Annotated in this window: 16 protein-coding genes; 9 read left to right on the top strand and 7 right to left on the bottom strand. The window is 65.2% G+C overall.

Going from position 1 to position 16808, the window contains the following annotated elements:
- Nucleotides 1–238: 238 nt before the first annotated feature.
- Nucleotides 239–826 carry a hypothetical protein gene (locus ACODRW_RS17650; RefSeq protein WP_107798465.1) on the top strand — a complete coding sequence of 196 codons (588 nt, stop codon included), beginning with the start codon at nucleotides 239–241 and terminating at the stop codon, nucleotides 824–826.
- Between the two features lie 208 nt (nucleotides 827–1034).
- Here ACODRW_RS17650 and ACODRW_RS17655 read toward each other — a convergent pair whose 3' ends face one another.
- A complete protein-coding gene (locus ACODRW_RS17655; protein ID WP_107798464.1) occupies nucleotides 1035–1736 on the bottom strand; it encodes a pirin family protein in 702 nt (233 codons plus the stop codon).
- 192 nt (nucleotides 1737–1928) lie between these two features.
- On the opposite strand from ACODRW_RS17655, the gene ACODRW_RS17660 reads away from it, so the two are divergent.
- Complete coding sequence (locus ACODRW_RS17660; protein ID WP_107798463.1) at nucleotides 1929–2846, top strand: LysR family transcriptional regulator; 918 nt, start codon at nucleotides 1929–1931, stop codon at nucleotides 2844–2846.
- A 73-nt stretch (nucleotides 2847–2919) separates the two neighbouring features.
- On the opposite strand, the gene ACODRW_RS17665 is transcribed toward ACODRW_RS17660, so the two are convergent.
- Nucleotides 2920–3999, bottom strand: a complete 1080-nt coding sequence (locus ACODRW_RS17665; protein ID WP_488906319.1) for a hypothetical protein — start codon at nucleotides 3997–3999, stop codon at nucleotides 2920–2922.
- A gap of 749 nt (nucleotides 4000–4748) precedes the next feature.
- Nucleotides 4749–6605, bottom strand: coding sequence for a dihydroxy-acid dehydratase (gene ilvD, locus ACODRW_RS17670; protein ID WP_227104576.1), 1857 nt, complete (start codon nucleotides 6603–6605; stop codon nucleotides 4749–4751).
- 197 nt (nucleotides 6606–6802) lie between these two features.
- On the opposite strand from ilvD, the gene lgt reads away from it, so the two are divergent.
- The 4 genes from lgt to phnE all read left to right on the top strand — a co-directional run bounded on the left by lgt (nucleotide 6803) and on the right by phnE (nucleotide 11002).
- Nucleotides 6803–7654 carry a prolipoprotein diacylglyceryl transferase gene (gene lgt, locus ACODRW_RS17675; RefSeq protein ID WP_107798460.1) on the top strand — a complete coding sequence of 284 codons (852 nt, stop codon included), beginning with the start codon at nucleotides 6803–6805 and terminating at the stop codon, nucleotides 7652–7654.
- 146 nt (nucleotides 7655–7800) lie between these two features.
- On the top strand, nucleotides 7801–8643 hold the full coding sequence (locus ACODRW_RS17680; RefSeq protein ID WP_107798459.1) for a putative selenate ABC transporter substrate-binding protein: 843 nt from the start codon (nucleotides 7801–7803) through the stop codon (nucleotides 8641–8643).
- Complete coding sequence (locus tag ACODRW_RS17685; protein ID WP_488906320.1) at nucleotides 8640–9434, top strand: phosphonate ABC transporter ATP-binding protein; 795 nt, start codon at nucleotides 8640–8642, stop codon at nucleotides 9432–9434. The genes ACODRW_RS17680 and ACODRW_RS17685 overlap by 4 nt, the downstream gene beginning before the upstream one ends.
- Nucleotides 9428–11002 (top strand): phosphonate ABC transporter, permease protein PhnE, encoded by a 1575-nt coding sequence (gene phnE / locus ACODRW_RS17690; RefSeq protein WP_488906321.1) that lies wholly within the window; start codon nucleotides 9428–9430, stop codon nucleotides 11000–11002. The genes ACODRW_RS17685 and phnE overlap by 7 nt, the downstream gene beginning before the upstream one ends.
- Before the next feature lie 62 nt (nucleotides 11003–11064).
- Here the strand turns inward: phnE and ACODRW_RS17695 are convergent, their stop codons facing one another.
- From ACODRW_RS17695 to ACODRW_RS17710, 4 genes are all read right to left on the bottom strand, one after another.
- Nucleotides 11065–11253, bottom strand: coding sequence for a hypothetical protein (locus ACODRW_RS17695; protein WP_107798457.1), 189 nt, complete (start codon nucleotides 11251–11253; stop codon nucleotides 11065–11067).
- A 157-nt stretch (nucleotides 11254–11410) separates the two neighbouring features.
- Nucleotides 11411–12064, bottom strand: coding sequence for a lysophospholipid acyltransferase family protein (locus ACODRW_RS17700; RefSeq protein ID WP_227104582.1), 654 nt, complete (start codon nucleotides 12062–12064; stop codon nucleotides 11411–11413).
- 7 nt (nucleotides 12065–12071) lie between these two features.
- Nucleotides 12072–13019: a phosphatidate cytidylyltransferase gene (locus ACODRW_RS17705; RefSeq protein WP_107798455.1), complete on the bottom strand. Its 948-nt coding sequence runs from the start codon at nucleotides 13017–13019 to the stop codon at nucleotides 12072–12074.
- A complete protein-coding gene (locus ACODRW_RS17710; protein WP_488906322.1) occupies nucleotides 13012–13620 on the bottom strand; it encodes a CDP-alcohol phosphatidyltransferase family protein in 609 nt (202 codons plus the stop codon). The genes ACODRW_RS17705 and ACODRW_RS17710 overlap by 8 nt, the downstream gene beginning before the upstream one ends.
- A 450-nt stretch (nucleotides 13621–14070) precedes the next feature.
- On the opposite strand from ACODRW_RS17710, the gene ACODRW_RS17715 reads away from it, so the two are divergent.
- The 3 genes from ACODRW_RS17715 (at nucleotide 14071) to ACODRW_RS17725 (ending at nucleotide 16674) form a co-directional block, all read left to right on the top strand.
- Nucleotides 14071–14874, top strand: coding sequence for an ABC transporter substrate-binding protein (locus ACODRW_RS17715; RefSeq protein ID WP_107798453.1), 804 nt, complete (start codon nucleotides 14071–14073; stop codon nucleotides 14872–14874).
- A 373-nt stretch (nucleotides 14875–15247) separates the two neighbouring features.
- Nucleotides 15248–15988 carry an ABC transporter permease subunit gene (locus ACODRW_RS17720; RefSeq protein WP_488906323.1) on the top strand — a complete coding sequence of 247 codons (741 nt, stop codon included), beginning with the start codon at nucleotides 15248–15250 and terminating at the stop codon, nucleotides 15986–15988.
- Complete coding sequence (locus tag ACODRW_RS17725) at nucleotides 15985–16674, top strand: amino acid ABC transporter permease (protein ID WP_488906324.1); 690 nt, start codon at nucleotides 15985–15987, stop codon at nucleotides 16672–16674. The genes ACODRW_RS17720 and ACODRW_RS17725 overlap by 4 nt, the downstream gene beginning before the upstream one ends.
- Nucleotides 16675–16808: the final 134 nt, after the last annotated feature.

Genomic DNA, 16808 nt, shown 5'->3' on the forward strand with positions numbered 1-16808 from the left:
CGAAATCCTTAACGTGAAGCAATTGCGAGAGGCAACGACAAGCCCCTGCGCGCCACTTCCATCGCCCCCACACCCCACCGGTAAAGGGACAAAGCCACAGCGATTTGCAGCCCAGCATTGGATAAAGCAACAATGCCAAGCGCCCATGGATCGCTTTGCAAGGGCTACGACCTTGCTTGCATCTCACTCTTGTGGCAAGCGCCCTCTTCCAATGGTTCGTCTCAGTGGAGAAAGATGAATGTTTTGGCTGGAGCAAAACCAAGCCATGCCCACGGAGTGGTTCGCAGGTGCGCCCACGCCGGATCAGCGCTCCGCGTGGGTGGGGAATATCTACCGTGTCCCCTTAGCCCATCATGCCGATGGCTTCTTCGAAGTCGTGCCATTTGTTTTTAGCGCCTACCGCTACCTAATGTATTTTGCCAGCCTGGCGGGAGAAGTGCCTGGAGACGATGAGCAGGAGGTACGTGACTTTATCCGGACTTGGGCGCATGACTTTGAACCCGATATGCGCACAAGCCGGTTGGTAAAGTTCATGCGAGCCGACGCTATCAGCCGCGACCATATCTACGAGCCGGCCTCATGGCGCCTGGACAACCCCCGCCAAATTTTCAGTTTTGGGCAACATTTACTTGAAATTGTTGTCTACCATAGTCGGCTTGTATCTGAAACAAGGCAGTACTTTTACAAGCCGGCTCCGGGGCTTGGCAGGTTCTATGATAGAGTTTGTCACTGTAATCACCTGCTCATACAAGAACTGGGTTTTAGCGCCATCCACAACGCGGGGCTTGAGGATACGGGGTATATCGGCTATGAAAAACAGCGTTAAATCACCCAATGCCAAGAAGCGGGTCTATGTGTCCCAGAGCACCGCCCACAGCTTGGCTAAGCTAAGCCATGATCTCGGTGAGGCTTGTTCCAAAGGAACTGTAGTCAAGGTGGAATCCAACCCACCATCATCGAAGAAACCGCCAACGCGCAAACTGCGCGTGGTTTGAAAAAAGCGCCGGACACCCGGCGCTTTGTCTTTCATTCCCTCACTCTCGGCTATCCACCAGAATCAGCTCGGCGTCTTCGCTGGCGACGATGCGCAACAGCGCTTCATCCTTAATCGCCGCGCCGTCGCGGGCTTGCAGCGCCACGCCGTTGACTTCCGCCCGGCCGCGGGCCAGCACCAGATAGCCGCGGCGCTCCGCGCCCAGCGGATAGTCCGCGCTTTCGCCGGCTTTGAGGGTGGCGCCCAGCACGCGGGCGTCGGCGCGGATGGGCAAGGCCTGATCGTCGCCATCCATGCCGCTGGCCAGCGCGACGAAGGCGCCGGAGCGGTCCGCCTTGGGAAAGGGCTTGCTACCCCAGGACGGGTCCCCGCCGCGTCGCTCCGGCATGATCCAGATCTGGAAGATGCGGGTATCGACGGCTTCCAGATTGTATTCGGAATGCACGATGCCGCGGCCGGCGCTCATTACTTGCACGTCGCCGGCCTCGGTGCGGCCCTGGTTGCCCAGATTGTCGCGGTGGCTGATCGCGCCTTCGCGGACATAGGTGACGATTTCCATGTCCGCGTGCGGATGCGGCGGGAAGCCGGCGCCCGGCGCGATGACGTCGTCGTTCCACACTCGCAGCGCGCCCCAGTGCATGCGCGCCGGGTCGTGGTATTCGGCAAAGGAGAAATGGTGCTTGGCGTCCAGCCAGCCATGATGGGCGCCGCCCAAGGCGGCGAAGGGACGATGCTCGATCATATGGTCCTCCGATATTGTGGCGAGGCGCCGCCTGCGCGGCGACGCGTCCGATGCAGCCACTATACGCAGCGGGCCAGGGGCTGATAAGCCGAGGGATCGAATAGCATTCTTTCCATTTTTGATGCAATCAATGCGCCATACTGATTTTTAAACGCTAAAATTGGAATCAATCTATCCAACTCCTGCCTATTTATGAAACGACTGCCCGATCTGGAAGCCTGGGCGATTTTCGCCAAGGTGGCGGAATGCGGCTCCTTCGCGCGCGCCGCCGCGGAGCTGACGCTGTCCCAGGCCACGGTGTCCAAGGCGATTTCCCGCCTGGAAGCCCGGATGAAAACCATGCTGTTGCACCGCAGCTCGCGGCGGCTGTCCTTGACCGAGGCCGGCCACGCCGCGCTGGAGCGGGCCAGCCGCATCCTGGCGGAAGGCGAGGCGGTGGAGGCCGACATCGCCGAGCAATCCTCCAGCTTGCGCGGGCTGGTGCGGGTGACTGCGCCGATGTCCTTCGGGCTGTCTCATCTGGCGCCGCTGCTGCCGGAGTTCATGGCGCGGCATCCGGAAGTGGAGCTGGATTTCCATTTCAGCGACGAGCAGGTGGACCTGGTGGCCAAGCGCCTGGACCTGGCGCTGCGCATCGCCTCGCTGGCCGATTCCAGCCTGCTGGCGCGTCGCCTGTGCTCAGTGCGCATTCTGTTGGTGGGCTCGCCGGCGTATTTCGCACGCCACGGCCGGCCCAGCCATCCCCGCGAGCTGTCCGCGCATCGCGCGCTGTTGTACAGCAACGCGCCCGGCGGCGAGTTCTGGCGCTTCCGCCACGCGGAGCAAGGCGAATTCGCGCTGGAAATGCCTACGTCGCTGCGGGTCAACAACGCCGAGGCGCTGACGCCGGCGCTGCGCGCCGGCCTGGGCCTGGCCTTGCAGCCGGAGTTTCTGGCCTGGCGGGACTTGCAGGCCGGCGAGCTGGAAACCGTGATGATGGATTGGCAGGTGGACCCGATCGCGCTCTACATCCTGACGCCGCCGGGCCGCAGCCGGCCGGCGCGGGTGCAGGCCTTGATCGACTACCTGGCGGCGCGGCTGGCCGTCGCGCCGTGGGCGGATTGCCGTTAGCGGCTAACGATAAGCGCAATGACAAAGCCCCGCTCGAGGCGGGGCGTGATCACCGGACAAGGCGGGACGAGGCTTACAAATCGTCGGCGGTGAAGAACAGCGGCACACCGTCCTTGCTGTCCGGATGCAGCTCCGCCAGCACATGCACTTCGCGCACATGGCATTCCGCCATCAGTTCACGGAAGCTTTCCTCGATCAGCGGCACAGTGTCCAGCGCCGCCAGCGGCCAGACGAAGGCTTCCCAATTGCGCTCGTCGCCTTCGGCGGACAGGGTGATGTGCAGTTCGCCGTTGTCGTGGGCGGACAGGATGGCCACCGGCTCCTTGTTCAGTTCGCGCAGTCTGCGGATCTGGCTGCTGGCGAACACCTGCATCGCCACCTCGAAGCGAGCGTAGTTGCCGGCCACCATCGCCTGCATCGCCGGCATCGGCGGGCGGGCGATGGGAAAGAGCGTCACGCCCTCGGCCTTCAATTGCTCGCCCAGGAATTTCATCAGCGGCATGCCCCAAGCGCCCACCGCGCCGCCCAGGCGCAGCGGCGGCTCCGCGCCTTCCGGCTGGATCGCGACGCCCAGCAGGTAGCGCAGGAACACGCCCTCTTCCTTCACCGTGACCGGCGCCGGCTGTTGCGGCAGCAGCGCGCGCGCATGGGCCGGATCGCGGTTCAGCTTATAGAGCTGGGCGGAGTCCAGCCCCACCACGCTGTCCGGATGCAATAACGCGCCGCCCAGAGCGACGTCGGCGTCGGCGGCGAACACGCCGTGCTCGCGCAGCAATTGGTTCAGGCCGGCCACATCTGCGATCTCGCCCGGCAGCGTGGTCTGGTTCTTGCTGCCGGCCACCAGCACCAGCGGCATGGCGAAGACGATGGCGCGGCCGCCGCCGGTGTTTTCCACCGCGTCGCGCAGCGCGTCCCACACCAGTTGATAGCATTGCTGGGACGGCACCATGGCCAGCGCCACCGAGATGGACAGCAGTTCGCCGCGCGCCAGCATCTCGGCCATCGCGTCGCGCACCGCGGAGAACCACATTTCCCGGTCGGACTCGGTCTTGGCGTTCAGCGCCGACTGGGCGTTGTGGATCAGCATATTGGTCAGCGCCACTTGCGGGTGGTACTGGCGAGGATCGGGAAGGGTGTGGCGTACGGCGTCCATGAAGGGGAATCCTGCGGCAATCGGAAAACCGCTATTTTGGCACAGCTGCGGCGCCCATGGTGCGCCGCGACAGCGGCGATTCCAGTAGCGATGTACCAGATCAGCGACAGAAAATTATAATTTCACACATTTGCGAAAAACAACATGTTGACACTCGATACCGCAATCTGGATAATTCGTTCTCGTTGAGATGCAGCAATTGCTTCTTGATAGTTTCTCCTCTATTTCTCCTTTGTAGACTTGGCGCGGACCTAACGGTACCGCGCATTTTTTTTGCCTTTTTCCGGCGACGCTCCATGCTAAGCAAACGCTAAGCTTCTGTTAAATCAATAGAATTATTAAAATCCGTGTAGCTAGGGAACTTGCCTGCCGGCGCCGATCAGCGTCTCCGTTTTCTTCTTCACCCCCATCTCGCCCCTGCCCCGCCCCAGCCGAATCTTAGTCTCAAACAATGCCATTTAGATTTAAACAGACCAAGCATATGATTAATGGCATTAGAACGGATTTCGTTTGTGAAAATTTAGGAAAACAAGCGGGAAGGAACTGTTGGATTCGAAAACAAATGAACAAGACTAAGACGCCGCCGAAAACCGGGAGGCTGGGGAGAGATGGGGCCGCGCCAGTGGAAAGCGGCGGCGGACGAATGAGGAGCAGATGGTTGCTGCGCCCCAAAAAACAATGGGCCGCGCGGCAAAAAACCGCACGGCCCGAATCCTATCCGGAAACCGGTTAAGGAAATATGACAAATATCAACGGCGTTCGACTTGCGTCACGTCGCGCACCGCGCCGGTGTCGGCGCTGGTGGTCATCGCCGCGTAGGCGCGCAAGGCCGGGCTGACCACGCGGTCGCGGCCCAGCGGTTTCCAGGCGTCGCGGCCCTTGGCTTCCATCGCCGCGCGCCGCGCCGCCAGCGTTTCGTCGCTGATCGCCAGACGGATGGAGCGGCCGGGGATGTCGATCTCGATGCGGTCGCCCTCTTCCACCAGGCCGATGGCGCCGCCCTCGGCCGCTTCCGGCGATACATGACCGATGGACAGGCCGGAAGTGCCGCCGGAGAAGCGGCCGTCGGTCAGCAAGGCGCACTCCTTGCCCAGGCCCTTGGATTTCAGATAGCTGGTGGGATAGAGCATTTCCTGCATGCCGGGACCGCCCTTGGGGCCTTCATAGCGGATCACCACCACGTCGCCGGCCACAATGCGGTCGGCCAAGATGGCCTCCACCGCCGCGTCCTGGCTTTCGAAGATACGGGCGCGGCCGTTGAACTTGAGGATGGAGTCGTCAACGCCGGCGGTTTTGACGATGCAGCCGCGCTCGGCGATATTGCCGGACAGCACGGCCAGGCCGCCGTCCTGGGAATAAGCGTGCTCGCGGTCGCGGATGCAGCCCTCGGCGCGGTCGTCGTCCACCGTCGGGTAACGCATGGACTGCGAGAAGGCGATGGTGGTGGGCACGCCGCCCGGCGCCGCGCGGTAGAAGCGCCGCGCTTCGCTGTCTTCGCCGTGGCGGCAGATGTCCCAGGCTTCCAGCGCCTCGCCCAGCGTGGCGCTGTGCACGGTGGGCACCTCGCGGCGGATCAGGCCGGCGCGGTCCAGCTCGGCCAGGATGGCCACCACGCCGCCGGCGCGGTGCACGTCTTCCATATGGTATTTCTGGGTGGCCGGCGCCACCTTGGCCAGACACGGCACCGAGCGCGAAATGCGGTCGATGTCCGCCATCTTGAAGTCCACGCCGGCTTCCTGCGCCGCCGCCAGCAGGTGCAGCACGGTATTGGTGGAGCCGCCCATGGCCACGTCCAGGCTCATCGCGTTCTCGAACGCGGCCTTGGAGGCGATGGCGCGCGGCAGCAAGCTGGCGTCGTCCTGTTCGTAATGGCGCTTGGTGATATCCACGATCAGACGGCCGGCGCGCAGGAACAATTCCTTGCGGTCCGCGTGCGTGGCCACCAGGCTGCCGTTGCCGGGCAGGGACAGGCCCAAGGCCTCGGTCAGGCAGTTCATGGAGTTGGCGGTGAACATGCCGGAGCAGGAGCCGCAGGTGGGACAGGCGGAGCGCTCCACGCGCTCGACGTCCTCGTTGGACACCGCGCTGTTGGCGGCTTCCACCATCGCGTCCACCAGGTCCAGCTTGCGGATGTCGTTGCCCCATTGCACCTTGCCCGCTTCCATCGGGCCGCCGGAGACGAACACCACCGGGATGTTCAGACGCATCGCGGCCATCAACATGCCGGGGGTGATTTTGTCGCAGTTGGAGATGCACACCAGCGCGTCCGCGCAGTGGGCGTTGACCATGTATTCCACGCTGTCCGCGATCAGGTCCCGGCTGGGCAGGCTATAGAGCATGCCGCCGTGGCCCATGGCGATGCCGTCGTCGATGGCGATGGTGTTGAATTCCTTGGCCACACCACCGGCGCGTTCGATTTCCCGCGCCACCAGTTGACCCATATTGTGCAGGTGCACGTGCCCGGGCACGAACTGGGTGAAGCTGTTGGCGATGGCGATGATGGGTTTGCCGAAGTCGTCGTCCTTCATGCCGGTGGCGCGCCACAGGGCGCGGGCACCCGCCATATTGCGGCCGGCGGTGGAAGTGCGGGAGCGGTATTGGGGCATTGCTGATTCCTTAATTTCTACATGAGGGGAAAGGCGCTCCGGGCCTGGCCTGCTTTAAGGCCGGGCCGCCTGGCTCCGGGTGCCGGGGAGCTCAAGGCAAAAATGCGTCGGGCGGCGGGTGGGCCGCGCGACGCGTGGGAACGCTTTCCCATATAATCCGTCCACATTCTTTTACCGCAAACGCACACGGCTGACAAATGATCATTCATCCGCAGTTCGACCCCGTGGCCATCCAGCTGGGCCCGTTGGCCATTCATTGGTACGGCCTGATGTACTTGCTGGGCTTCGCCAGCTTCCTGATCCTGGGCAACTACCGCATCAAGCGCGGCCACGCTTTCCTCACCTCCAAGCTGCTGGACGATCTGCTGATGTACGGCGCCGTCGGCGTGGTGCTGGGCGGCCGCCTGGGCGAGGTGCTGTTCTACCAGCCCGGCTATTATTTTAGTCATCCGCTGGAGATTCTGATGGTGTGGAAAGGCGGCATGTCCTTCCACGGCGGTTTCATCGGCGTGCTGATCGGCGTGGCGCTGTTTGCGCGCAAGCACGGCCGCAGCTTCTGGGAAGTCACCGACTTCATCGCGCCGCTGGTGCCGCTGGGCCTGGCCGCCGGCCGCATCGGCAACTTCATCAACGGCGAGCTGTGGGGCCGGGTGGCCGATCCCCAACTGCCGTGGGCGATGCTGTTTCCGCAGGCCAAGATGGACGATCTGATCCAGGCGCAGCAATCGTCCGACCTGATGGTGACCCTGCTCAAATACGGCGGCCTGCCGCGCCACCCGTCGCAGCTGTACGAGTTCGCGCTGGAAGGCCTGGCGCTGTTCGCGCTGCTGTGGTGCTTCAGCGCCAAGACCCGCGCGCGCGGCCAGGTGTCGGCGCTGTTCCTGATGGGCTACGGCCTGGCGCGCTTCGGCAGCGAATACTTCCGCACCCCGGACGCCGGCATCTTCGGCCAGTCCGACGTGATCAGCATGGGCCAGTGGCTGAGCCTGCCGATGATCGTGATCGGCCTGGCGCTGTTCTACCTGTTCGGCAAGCGCAAGGCGGCCTAAGCCGGGCTAGGCTAGAATGCTTGCTATACGCGGCGGTTTTTAGTCCGCCGCTTCAAGGCCAGTCTTAATGACTGGCCTTTTTGAATCGCCGGCCCGCCGGCGCCAGCCCTTGCGGCTTTTCGTCCGCAATAGAGGAAAACACTGCCATGACCGCCATCAAACTGACGCTGGCCGGCGCGCTGTTGGCCGCCGCCGCCCTGGCCCACGCCGCCCCGACCGTGCTCAAGGTCTCCGCCATCCCGGACGAATCCCCCACCGAGCTGCAGCGCAAGTTCGCGCCGCTGGGCCAATACCTGGAAAAAGAGCTGGGCATCCCAGTGCAGTTCGTGCCGGTGTCGGACTACGCCGGCGTGGTCACCGCGCTGACCTCGGACAAGCTGGACATGGCCTGGCTGGGAGGCTTCACCTATGTGCAGGCCAGCCAGCGCGGCAAGGTGGTGCCACTGGTGCAGCGCGAGGAGGACAGCAAATTCACCTCCACCTTCATCACCAGCGGCCCGGCCAAGAGCCTGAAGGAGCTGAAGGGCGACAGCTTCGCCTTCGGTTCCGCCTCCTCCACCTCCGGCCACCTGATGCCGCGCTATTTCATGCAGAAGGACGGCCTCAAGCCGGAAAGCTTCTTCAAGAACGTCGCCTATTCCGGCGCTCACGACGCTACCGTGGCCTGGGTGGCCGCCGGCAAGGTGGAGGCCGGCGTGTTGAACAGCTCGGTGTGGCAGAAGCTGGTGGAAAGCAAGAAGGTGGATACCGCCAAGGTGCGCGTGATCGCCACCACCCCGGCCTACTACGACTACAACTGGACGGTGCGCGGCAGCATGGACAAGGGCTTGCAGGACAAGATCCGCCAGGCCTTCCTCAAGCTGGACGCCAAGAACCCAGATCAGAAAGCCGTGCTGGATCTGCAACGCGCCAGCCGCTTCATCCCCACCAAGCCGGACAACTATAAGGGCATAGAAGCCGCCGCCGCGGCCGCCGGGCTGCTGAAATGAGCCTGGAGCTGCGCGGCGTCGGCCTGAGCCTGGACGGCGCCGTCATCCTGCGCGGCATCGATCTGCAACTTGCCGCCGGCGAACAGGCGGCCCTGATCGGCCCGTCCGGCGCCGGCAAAAGCACCCTGCTCTTGCTGGCCAACACCGGCCTGCGCCCGGACTGCGGCGCGGTCCGGCTGCTGGACGCCGATCCCTGGCGCTTGCCGCGCCTCGCCTTGCGCGCGCTGCGCGCGCGCATAGGCAACATCTACCAGACGCCGCCGCTGCCGCCGCGCCAGCGCGTGATCCACGCGGTGGCCGCCGGCCGGCTGGGCCAGGGCGGCGAACTGGCGGCCTTGCGCCGCCTGCTGTGGCCGGACGACGCCGCCGGCGTCGTCGCCGAGCTGGAACGGCTGGGTCTGGCCGACAAACTATGGCAGCGCTGCGATCAGCTGTCCGGCGGACAGCGTCAGCGCGTCGGCATCGCCCGCGCGCTGTACCAGCGGCCAGACCTGATGCTGGCCGACGAGCCGGTGTCGGCGCTGGACCCCAGGCTGGCCGACGACAGCATACGCCTGCTGTGCGAGGACGCCCGCGCCCGCCGCGCCACCCTGCTGGCCAGCCTGCACTCGGTACAGCTGGCGCTGGCGCACTTCCCGCGCATCATCGGCCTGCGCGACGGCGCCGTCGCCTTCGATCTGCCGCGCGAGCAAGTCCATACCCAGCTGCTGGCCGAGCTCTACGCCGGCGAGATGCCCGAGACCGCGGTGGAGCCGGCCGCGCCCGCCGCGCTCAGAGGCTTGCAATGCTGAGACCCGCGCCGCGCGACCCGGCCGCCCGCTCGCGGCTGGGCTGGCTGCTGCTGACCCTGGCCTTGCTGCTGCCGACGCTGCCGCTGACCCAGTTCACGCTGAGCACGCTGTTCAACGGCGACACCTGGCTCAGCCTGGCGCGTTTCGCCGCCGGCTTTCTGCCGCCGGCCCACGACAGCGACTTTCTGAAAGAAGTGGCCAAGGAAACCGCCACCACGCTGGCGGTGGCCAGCGCCGGCCTGTGCCTGGCCATGCTGCTGAGCGCGCCGCTGGCCTTCGCCACCAGCCGCGCGCTGGACGATCACCAGCTCACCGCGGTCCGGCCGCGCCGCACCGTCCTGGCCGCGCAAAGCCTGCTGCGCGGGCTGATGGTGTGGCTGCGCGGCGTGCCGGACATCGTCTGGGCGCTGCTCTTCGTCCGCGCCGCCGGCCTGGGCAGTCTGCCGGCGGTGCTGGCCTTGGGCCTGGCCTACGGCGGCATGCTGGGCAAGGTTTACGCGGAGATCCTGGAATCCCAGCCGCGCGCGCCGGCCCAGGCTCTGGCGGCGGCCGGGGCCAGCCGCTGGCAGCGGCTGTGCTGGGCGCTGTGGCCTCAGGCCCTGCCGGAATTGATCAGCTACAGCGTTTACCGCTGGGAATGCGCGATCCGCGCATCGGCGGTGATGGGCTTCGTCGGCGCCGGCGGCATCGGCCAATTGCTGGACAGCAGCCTGAAAATGCTCAACGGCGGCGAGGTCGGCGCCCTGCTCCTGGTATTCCTGCTGCTGGTGGGCTTGAGCGAGGGCGTCAGCCGCTGGTCGCGGCGCGCGCTGGAGCGCGACGGCGGCGGACGCCGCCTATTGCTGGCCGGCGGCGCTCTGACCGCGTTCAGCCTGTGCTGGCTGTGGCCGGATTGGCGCGCCAACGGCTTTGATTGGCGCGGCCTGCCGCGCTTCGCCATGGAATTCCTGCCTCCGGACCTCTCCGCCCCAAACTTGCGGCCATTGGGACAAGGCGTGGTGGAAACCTTGGCGATATCGGCGCTGGGCACGGTGCTGGCCGCCTTGCTGGCCATGCCGCTGGCGCTGCCCGCCGCCGGCCGGCTGGGCGCAGCCGCCAAGCGCGCGACGCGGCTGTTGCTGAATATGCTGCGCGGCATTCCGGATCTGCTGTGGGCGGCGCTGGCGGTATTGGCGTTGGGTCTGGGGCCGGCCGCCGGGGTGCTGGCGCTGGCGCTGCACACCGCCGGCGTGCTGGGCCGTCTGTTCGCGGAAACGCTGGAAAACGCGCCGCCGCAAGCGGAACAGGCGCTGCTCAACGCCGGCGCGGGCCGCATCGCCGCCTTCTGCTACGGGCCGCTGCCCATGGTGGCCAGCCAATGGCTGGCCTATACGCTGTACCGCTGGGAAAACAATATCCGCATCGCCACCGTGCTCGGCATCGTCGGCGCCGGCGGCCTGGGCCAGCAGCTGTATCTGGCGCTGTCGCTGTTCCAACAGCAAGCCGCCGCGGCCGTCATCCTGGCGATGGTGGCGCTGTCCTGGGGCGTGGAACAGCTGAGCCGCGCGCTGCGCCGGCGCATGGGCTGAAACGAGGACGGGGCGGCAAGCCTAAGCCTGCCGCCCCGTCGTCTCGCGCCTTCATCCCACGTCTATCGAGCTTCCCTGCACGCGGCCAGGCCGCAGAGAAACATCGCCAGCGCGGCGAAAGCCAGCCCCTTGGCCAAGACGAACGGCCACGCCGCCGAGCCGGCGTCCGCCAACGCCATGCCCAGCAAAGCCACCGCGCAAGCGGCCGCGGCCATGCACAAGGAGCCGAGATACCATCCTTTCTTGCTCATCACGTTTCTCCTCTTCCCACACATCGAATCTTCTTATTGTTCCAGCCTGCCTCGCCAGGCGACGTCCACGAACGTCGCCCGTTCAGATTGCCAGCCATGGCCGGCTGCCGCAATAGGGCGTCTCCCCCAAGCCCGCCAAGGGGCGGACGGCGGCGTCTCAGCCCTCCTGCTCCGCCGGCGCGGCGGGCAGCGTTTTTTGCTTCAAGTACAACAAGGCTTCGCGGATACGGTCGCGGAAAGCGGCTTTCTCTTCCAGCCACTGTAACGGCCGACCAACGGCGATGTCGACGAAGAAGGGCACCGGCAGCCATTGACCGCGCCCCATCGCCCGGCCCAGGCCGTGCAGATAGACCGGCACCACCGGCACCTCGGGGAAATCCCGGCTCAGATACCAGATGCCGGACTTGATCTCGGACAGCACCTCGGGCTCGCCGCGCGAGCCTTCCGGAAACAGGATCAGGATGCGGCCCTGGCGCAGCGCCTCGCGGCAGCCTTCCAGCGGGTCCAGACCCTTGGCCACGCCTCCGCGCACCACCGGGATGATGCCCACCACCTGGGTGGCGAACCAGGCGAACAGGCGGTTTTTCAGGAAGTAGTCCGCCGCCGCCGCCGGCTGCACCTCGGGGATGCGGCCCAGCGGAAACAGGCTGTACAGCGCCAGGATGTCCAGGTGGCTGTTGTGGTTGGCCACCACGATGGCGGGGCCGCGCAAGGGCAGCCGCTCCTGGTGGCGCACCGTCACCCCCAGCCACAGACGCACCACCGGCCGGGCCAGCAGCAGTACGAACAGAATGCGCAGCAATCGGCTCATCATCGGCTCAGAAGTACAAGTAATGGACATAGTGGAAGAACAGCGGCGCGGTATAGGTCAGCGAATCCAGCCGGTCCAGCACCCCGCCGTGGCCGGGCAGCAGGCGGCCGGAGTCCTTGACCCCGATGTCGCGCTTCACCGCGGAAATCACGATGTCGCCGATAAAGCCCATCACCCCGATCAGCAGGCCGGCCAGCGCCGCGTGCAGCGGCGAGAACGGCGTCAGCAGCGGCCCCAGCAACCAGCCCAGCAGGCAGGTGGTCAGCGCGCCGCCGAGGAAGCCCTCCAGCGTCTTGTTGGGCGACACCTTGGGCGCCACCTTGCGCCGGCCGAAGGCCTTGCCCCACAGGTATTGCGCCACGTCGTTGAGCTGGGTCAGCGCCACCAGGTAGAACAGCAGCATCGCGCCCTGGGCCGGTTCGCCGATATGGGTCAGTTGGGGCAGGGTCAGCACCGCGGCCATATGGCTCAGGCAGAACACGCAAATCATCAAGCCCCATTGCAGCGAGGCGGCGGCCTTGAGAAAGCCCTGGGTCTCGCCGATCAGCACCATACGCATCGGCAGGAACAGGAAGATGTAGACCGGGATGAAAATGATGAACATGCCGTACCAGTGAACCCCCAGCCAGTAATACTGCAGCGGGATGCTCAGATAGGCCCAGAACAGCACCACGTGATCGGCGGTGCGGGTGGCGCACAGCGTCAGGTATTCCTTCAGCGCCAGGAAGCTGATCAGCGCGAACACCACCAGCGCCAGCGGCACATTGCCCAGCAAGGTCAGCGAGAAGCAGGCGACGATCCACCACCAGGTGCGGATGCGCAGCTTCAATTCCAGCCAGTTCTTCTGCGGCGAGCGGCTCTCCAGCACGCGGATGGCGACGCTGGCGATCACCAGCAGCGCGAATACGGCGCCCAGCGCCCAGATCAATGCTTGCGGCAACAGCGGTTTAAACATCTTCGCCCTCTTTCAAAATGGCCCGCGTCCGGTTGACGCAGGTCAGCGCCATCAAGGCGGCGCTCACTCCAAACACCCAGCCGCCCCAGGCCGCCGCCTGCGGCCACAGGCCCAGCAGCAGCGCGTAGGCGCCGTAAACAAAGGCGCGGTCGCTCTTGCCCATCGGCCCGTCGTAGCGCCGGCTCGCGCCAAGGCTAGGGCCCAGCACGCCGACGAACTCGGTCAGCAGCGCCAACGACACCGCCAGCACCGCCCAGGCAGGCTGGGCCAGCAGCAGGGCGAAGGGCAGATAGAGCGCCGCATCGGACACCACGTCGCCCACCTCGTTGAGAATGCCGCCCAAGCGCGACTTCTGGCCGTGCTCGCGCGCCAGCATGCCGTCGATGGCGTTCAAGGCCATGCGCAGGAACAGGAACACCGGCAGCAGCAGCCAGGGCAAGGGCCGCTCCGGCCGGCAGGCCAGCCAGCCGCCGTAGCCGATGGAGGCCAGCATGGCGCCGAGCGTGACGTGGTTGGCGGTGACGCCAAGGGAGACCAGGCCGCGCAGCAAGGGGCGCAGCAGGTCCTGAAAACGGGATTTGAGTTGATAGATGCTGGGCATTTCGGCTTCGGCTCGTCTGCTTCGTCCCGACGCGCTTTCGCGCCAGTCATCACAGTCGTCAAGAAAAGTTGCAAATCCGTCGACGCGTCCGCCAATGGGGAACGCACGGAAAACGCGATTATGCCGATTGCAGAAAAGCGCGGCAAAGGAAATTGTTTGGCAATCCTACCTCGAACAAAAATACCGGCTCGCCGCCGCCGCGGCCTCAATGCGAACAAGGCACTGTTCCAATGAGGAAAATCACACAATCAAAACAAATTAATATATAAGACTAATTTTTAATAATTTCCAAGAATTTGCAAGATGCCTTAGCATCAGCTCATCGCATGTCATGGGTTTATCCATGGCAGGAAATTTCTCAGAATCACGATGCGCCGGCATCTTCTGAAACCGCGCCGCCAACAGGCGCGATTGAAACCCGCGGCGCGTCTTCAGACTAGGGGCATCATCATGAAACACGCCATCGCATTGGCCATCGCCTTGAGCGCCACCGCCACCGCCGCCTGGGCCGACCGTCTGGACGACATCAAGAAAGCAGGCGTGCTGCGCGTCGCCGCCTTCGACAGCAACCCGCCCTTCGGCTTCCTCGACGCCAAGACCCGTCAGATTTCTGGCCTGGACGTGGACGTAGCCCAACACATCGCCAAGAAACTGGGCGTAAAACTCAGCCTGATCCCCACCAATCCGGCCAACCGCGTGCCGCTCTTGGTGTCCGGCAAGGCCGATCTGGTGGCCGCCAACTTCACCGTCACCGACGAGCGCAAGAAGCAAGTGGCGTTCAGCCTGCCCTACTTCGCCTCCGGCCAGCAGTTCATCGCCCGCAAGGGATCGCTGCAAAAGCCGGAACAACTGGCCGGCCTGCGCGTGGGCGTGGACAAGGGCACCACCCAGGAAGTGAATCTGCGCGACAAATACCCGAAAACCACCGTGGTGGCTTACGACGACACCCCCCTGGCCTTCACCGCGCTGCGCAACGGCAACGTCCAGGCCATCAGCCAGGACGGCTCCAAGCTGGCCGCCTTGCTGGCCAATGCGCCGGACAAGGCCAAGTTCGAACTGGCGCCGTTCACCCTGACCCGCGAATACCAGGCCATCGGCCTGCCCAAGGGCGAGGCGCGTCTGCTGAAAGCTGTGAACGACAGCCTGCTGGAACTGGAAAAATCCGGCCAGGCCGCCAAGATCTACAATCAGTGGTTCGGCCCGGCCACCAAGGCGCCGCTGCCTAGGGACTTCAAGATCGGCGAAGCCAGCTAAGACCCGCTAACAAAACCCCTGATCCTGCGTTGCGCCTCCTTGTCGTACCACTTGTACTGCCTGCGTCGGCGCGCCTTGGCTCAGGTTCTCTGCGAGGTTTTGTTAGCGGCTCTAAGAACCTATTTACGATCTGCTGCGCGTCGGCGATACGGCGTTGAAAATGCTTTCAGAATGCTCATGTACCACCAGGGCATTCCGCTTCTTCAACCATTTTCACCTGCTCTCGCCTTAGCTCGCGAGATCGTAAACACGTTCCAAGACCCGCGTTTTCCCATCCGTATCCCCAGCCGCCGGGCGCGCCCGGCGGTTTCGCCATTTCAGACGCCGCCGGCGCTGAAAGGCGGAGCGCAATCGCAATACAGGACAGCAAGCAATGAATCCCCCCTCCTGGCTCGGCCACCACTGGCTGGAGCCCCACTACCTGGGCTGGCTGCTCAAGGGCGCGCTGCTCACCGGCTGGCTGGCCCTGCTGGTCTGCGCCGCCGCCACCGCGCTCGGCATGCTGCTGACCGCGGCGCTGGAGTCGCGCTGGCGCGCGCTCGGCCGCGGCGTCGGCCTCTGGGTCAGCTTGCACCGCAACACTCCGCTGATGGTGCAATTGCTGCTGTGGTATTTCGGCGTGGCCGGCCTGCTGCCTGAAGTCGCCATGCTGTGGTTGAACACCCCGCGCAGCCTGCCCTTGCCGGGCGGTCTGGCCTTGCCGTGGCCGTCCTTCGAATTCCTGGCCGCGCTGGTGGGCCTGACCCTGTACAGCGCCAGCTTCATCTGCGGCGAACTGCAGGCCGGGCTGCGCGGCGTCGCCGCCGGCCAGCGCCAGGCCGCGCGCGCGCTGGGCATGAACGGCTGGCAGGAATTCCGCTGGGTGGTGCTGCCGCAGGCCTGGGCGCTGGCGCGCCGGCCCTTGGTCGGCCAATACACCGCGGTGGTGAAGAACACCTCCTTGGCGATGGCCATAGGCGTGGCCGAGCTGTCCTACACCTCGCGTCAGGTGGAAACCGAAACCCTGCTCGCCTTCCAGGCCTTCGCCGTCGCCACCGCCGCCTATCTGCTGCTGGTGTTGCTGACCCAGGCGCTGAGCCAGCGCGGCGAGCCGGCATGGAGGGCGCCGCGATGATGCCGCCGGTGATTCAGGACAATCTCGATTATCTGCTGTGGGGCAATCTGGCCAACGGCGAGCCCGGCGGCCTGCTGCTGACCCTGGCCATCAGCGCCGCCGCCGGCGTGCTGGCCAGCCTGCTGGGCCTGGCCGGCGGCATCGCCCTGGTGATGGGCGGGCCCGGTCCGCGCCGCGCGCTCGGCGTGCTGGTGGCGCTGCTGCGCGCCATCCCGGTGCTGATGCTGATCTTCTGGTGCTATTTCCTGCTGCCCATCCTGTTTGGCGTAGACATCCCCGGCGTGCTCACCGTGGTGCTGGCGCTGGCGCTGATCAACGCCGCCTATCTAAGCCAGTCGGTGCGGGCCGGCATCGCCGCCATCGGCCCCGGCCAATGGGCGGCCGGACTGTCTCTGGGGCTGGACCGCTGGCAGACGCTGCGGCTGATCGTGCTGCCGCAGGCGCTGCGCATGATGCTGCCCTCCTTCGTCAATCAGTGGATCACCCTGATCAAGGACAGCTCGCTGGCCTATGTGGTGGGCGTGGCCGAATTCACCTTCGTCGCCACCCAGGTCAACAACCGCGAGCAGGTCTACCCGCTGGAGATTTTCGCCTTCATCGCGCTGGCTTATTTCCTGGTCTGCGGCGGCCTGCAGTTGCTGGGCCGCTGGAGCGACAAGCGCTGGAGCCTGCCGGCCCGGGCCTGAGCCCGGGGAAAACCGCCCCGGCACTGGAGCCGACCTCATCGAGCAGAACAGCGTAGGAGCCGGAGTCCTGTAGCGCGGGGCTCCGGCTTTTGGATTTGAACTGGATGCGCTCCGGCGGGAAACGCGGCGAGCAA

Source organism: Chromobacterium sp. FG89 (assembly GCF_057808735.1).

Coding starts and splice junctions, on each gene's coding strand:
- ACODRW_RS17650 (WP_107798465.1), top strand. CDS start 239: ATGTTTTGGCTGGAGCAAAACCAAGCCATGCCCACGGAGTGGTTCGCA.
- ACODRW_RS17655 (WP_107798464.1), bottom strand. CDS start 1,736: ATGATCGAGCATCGTCCCTTCGCCGCCTTGGGCGGCGCCCATCATGGC.
- ACODRW_RS17660 (WP_107798463.1), top strand. CDS start 1,929: ATGAAACGACTGCCCGATCTGGAAGCCTGGGCGATTTTCGCCAAGGTG.
- ACODRW_RS17665 (WP_488906319.1), bottom strand. CDS start 3,999: ATGGACGCCGTACGCCACACCCTTCCCGATCCTCGCCAGTACCACCCG.
- ilvD (WP_227104576.1), bottom strand. CDS start 6,605: ATGCCCCAATACCGCTCCCGCACTTCCACCGCCGGCCGCAATATGGCG.
- lgt (WP_107798460.1), top strand. CDS start 6,803: ATGATCATTCATCCGCAGTTCGACCCCGTGGCCATCCAGCTGGGCCCG.
- ACODRW_RS17680 (WP_107798459.1), top strand. CDS start 7,801: ATGACCGCCATCAAACTGACGCTGGCCGGCGCGCTGTTGGCCGCCGCC.
- ACODRW_RS17685 (WP_488906320.1), top strand. CDS start 8,640: ATGAGCCTGGAGCTGCGCGGCGTCGGCCTGAGCCTGGACGGCGCCGTC.
- phnE (WP_488906321.1), top strand. CDS start 9,428: ATGCTGAGACCCGCGCCGCGCGACCCGGCCGCCCGCTCGCGGCTGGGC.
- ACODRW_RS17695 (WP_107798457.1), bottom strand. CDS start 11,253: ATGAGCAAGAAAGGATGGTATCTCGGCTCCTTGTGCATGGCCGCGGCC.
- ACODRW_RS17700 (WP_227104582.1), bottom strand. CDS start 12,064: ATGAGCCGATTGCTGCGCATTCTGTTCGTACTGCTGCTGGCCCGGCCG.
- ACODRW_RS17705 (WP_107798455.1), bottom strand. CDS start 13,019: ATGTTTAAACCGCTGTTGCCGCAAGCATTGATCTGGGCGCTGGGCGCC.
- ACODRW_RS17710 (WP_488906322.1), bottom strand. CDS start 13,620: ATGCCCAGCATCTATCAACTCAAATCCCGTTTTCAGGACCTGCTGCGC.
- ACODRW_RS17715 (WP_107798453.1), top strand. CDS start 14,071: ATGAAACACGCCATCGCATTGGCCATCGCCTTGAGCGCCACCGCCACC.
- ACODRW_RS17720 (WP_488906323.1), top strand. CDS start 15,248: ATGAATCCCCCCTCCTGGCTCGGCCACCACTGGCTGGAGCCCCACTAC.
- ACODRW_RS17725 (WP_488906324.1), top strand. CDS start 15,985: ATGATGCCGCCGGTGATTCAGGACAATCTCGATTATCTGCTGTGGGGC.